General features: G+C 35.5%; 3 protein-coding genes and 1 pseudogene. 1 reads left to right on the forward strand and 3 read right to left on the reverse strand.

What is annotated here, in order from left to right; translation table 11 throughout:
- Positions 1-183 precede the first annotated feature (183 nt).
- Complete coding sequence (locus tag IQ228_RS24305; RefSeq protein WP_193964734.1) at positions 184-1098, reverse strand: ribonuclease D; 915 nt, start codon at positions 1096-1098, stop codon at positions 184-186.
- Between the two features lie 427 nt (positions 1099-1525).
- Positions 1526-1840, reverse strand: coding sequence for an RNA-binding protein RbpA (locus IQ228_RS24310; protein WP_027404087.1), 315 nt, complete (start codon positions 1838-1840; stop codon positions 1526-1528).
- 368 nt (positions 1841-2208) lie between these two features.
- Between IQ228_RS24310 and IQ228_RS24315 the strand changes: the two genes are divergently transcribed.
- Complete coding sequence (locus IQ228_RS24315) at positions 2209-2655, forward strand: SRPBCC family protein (RefSeq protein ID WP_027404088.1); 447 nt, start codon at positions 2209-2211, stop codon at positions 2653-2655.
- Positions 2656-2709: 54 nt separating this feature from the next.
- On the opposite strand, the pseudogene IQ228_RS24320 reads toward IQ228_RS24315, so the two are convergent.
- A pseudogene (locus tag IQ228_RS24320) lies at positions 2710-2835 on the reverse strand (photosystem II q(b) protein); the annotation flags it as partial.

A 2835-nucleotide genomic window follows, 5' to 3' on the forward strand; every position in this document is an offset into this window, starting at 1 on the left:
TATCTAGCCAATCACCGCATATTAGTAAATATTAAAAATAAAATCCTTACTATCTAGATTTAGATTATTACTAGATTACCGCTGATAATTCTGTTAATTTTGTTAGCACTTTCATGAAAATTTTCATACCAGTATTCGGAAGTATGATTAAAATTAGTTCACAGAGGTTTTCAATATTTGCTCTTAATCTTCCTCATCTTCCTGATTTTTAGGAGTGATTTTCCAATAAGTATTTGTATCAACATTTACAGTTAACTTTTCCAGATTTACCCCCAAATTTTTGCGAATATCTTCAGTTAAAGTAATAGTAAAATCTAAATCAACACCTTGATTTTCTACTAAATTTACCAATTCCTGAAACTGAGTTTTAAAAGTTTTTCGCTCATAACTTGTTAATTTACAATGCGATGTTTCGGCAATATTTTGAACTAACATCGCTTTTTTTACCCGTTCTTGTAAATGCTCAAATTCTGACTTAAGTATTTTTTGTTGCTGTTCAATTTCTCTATATCTAGCAGTCAATAAATTTAAATCTTCCTTAATTGGATCTACCTGAAAATTAGCCTCTAATTCTAATAATCTTAAATGTACTTGAGCCAAATAAATACAATCAAGATAAGCATATTCTAGTTGAGATTCAGTTAATGGTCTTTTTCCCCAATCACTCCTTTGTTCTTGTTTATCAATATCATGAAAATTACAAAGTTCAGTTGCTAGAGTTTTCAGTTGATAATTAGGTAACGGTAGTAAATAAATGGGAATTTTCTTAGCCATTGTCAAAGTACAGGTAATATTTTTAGCCCTTTTACCTCCCAAATATTGCACATCATAACCAGCATTATGAAAAACTTTTTCAATAGCATCATTAGTCATAATCCTTTCCACAAAATCAGCAATTACATCTGATTTATCGAGAACATCTAACAAATAAACACTATTACCAGTCATATCAGTAGGATTATTCAACACCTGAATTAGTGATAATCTAGGATTACGAGTTTTATAATCAGCAACTTCTGTATCTATCCACAGAGTTTTAGCTTTGCTATATTCAGTAATTAGGGAACGAATTTCCCCAGCAGTGATAAGATAAGGCATGGGTAGATGTGCGAAAATATGACTTAGTTATAGTTTTCTAAAGTAACATTTTATGACTAATCATGCTGACAAGTGCTGACCCCTAATTATGATAATATTTGTCCATAACTTGTGCCAATTTGCCAAAATATCTCTTTTGATGCCATTTTACCCTGGATTTTTCACCAAAATTCTCAAACCCTCGTAAAATCTGGATTCTGGAGTTTCACACTGCATCAAAAATCAACCCAGTAAAAAATACCGGAAACCGATTCTCTATACGGGTTATAGAAATTGCGATTACATTGTTCGTGAGAAATACGGGTTAAGTCAATATTGATCCTGTGCAGAAAATTTGCCATAAAAAAGCCCAGGTATTCATTCCTGAGCTTTTGTTAAACCTAATTATCCTCAATGCGGATATTTATCCACCTTAAATCTATGGATATTAGTAACGGTTACGGCTTCCACCGCCGAAGTTCCCACCACCCCGATTTCCACCACCAAAAGGAGTACGTTCTTCTCTTGGTTTAGCTTTGTTCACTTTTAAATCACGTCCCATCCATTCAGCACCATCAAGTGCTTCAATGGCTTTTGCTTCTTCTGCTTCTGATTCCATTTCTACGAAACCGAAACCGCGAACTTTACCAGTTTCTCTGTCGGTAGGTAGCTGAACACGCTTTACAGTGCCATACTCCTTGAAAATTTCGCTTAAGCCGTCTTGGGTAACTTCATAAGAGAGGTTGCCTACATAAATTGACATAGATTTTCTCCAAAATCATAAGAGTGTAGAGATTTAGATTTCGGAGAAAAGTCTGTAAATACCAAAGGGAAAAAGCCTATCAATACTAAAAACAAACGAGGTCCACCGAATTACTTCTCGACTCCCATTATTGCATAATAAATGATATATCAACGGGTAAATTCCAAAAACTTGATAAAATATTTTTTATACCTCAATTAGCGAACTGCTTGCAGCAGCACTTCCCTATCGTCGCATCAGCTTTTTAGTGCATTCTCTCGTTATACTAAATTTAACTATTTTTAGATGACAATTCCGAGGTTTTCAGCCTATTTCCTCATGAAATTGTCAATAATGAATCTAAAGGCTCAATTTTAGGTTTTTTGTTCATGTTGCACTTTAAACATTCCTCAATCATTAACGCACCAGTTGAAGTAGTTTGGAAATTCCACGAAAGACCAGACATACTCCAAATACTCACTCCACCTTGGCAACCTGTACAAATCGTTAGACGTGAAGGTGGGCTAGAAGCCGGGGCAATTACAGAATTTCGGCTTTTTCTGGGTATTTTACCTTTAACTTGGTTAGCACGGCACACAGACTATGAAAAATATCGCCTATTTACCGATGAACAGATATCTGGACCTTTTGAGTCCTGGGTACATCGTCATGAATTTACAGAAGAAAACGGCAAAACTAAATTAACCGATAATATTACTTATGCCATGCCCGGTGGTGATGGCATAGAATTTATGAGTGGTTGGTTATTACAAGCACAACTAGAAGCCATGTTTCGCTATCGGCATTATGTGACTAAACGCGAATGTGAAAAATGAACACAAAAAAACGCCCCCCATAATTGGAGAGCGTTTTCTATTTAACTAAACCGATTAACCGTTGATTGCAGGAGCGCTTAAAGCAACAGGAGCAACATCAGCAGCAGCCAAGTCTAGGGGGAAGTTGTGAGCGTTGCGCTCGTGCATTACTTCCATACCTAAGTTAGCGCGGTTGATTAC

This window comes from Dolichospermum sp. LEGE 00246 (genome assembly GCF_015207865.1).
Taxonomy (GTDB): domain Bacteria; phylum Cyanobacteriota; class Cyanobacteriia; order Cyanobacteriales; family Nostocaceae; genus Dolichospermum; species Dolichospermum heterosporum.

Excerpts from the sequence above, each read along its gene's own strand:
- IQ228_RS24305 (WP_193964734.1), bottom strand. The coding sequence starts at position 1,098 with ATGCCTTATCTTATCACTGCTGGGGAAATTCGTTCCCTAATTACTGAA.
- IQ228_RS24310 (WP_027404087.1), bottom strand. The coding sequence starts at position 1,840 with ATGTCAATTTATGTAGGCAACCTCTCTTATGAAGTTACCCAAGACGGC.
- IQ228_RS24315 (WP_027404088.1), top strand. The coding sequence starts at position 2,209 with ATGTTGCACTTTAAACATTCCTCAATCATTAACGCACCAGTTGAAGTA.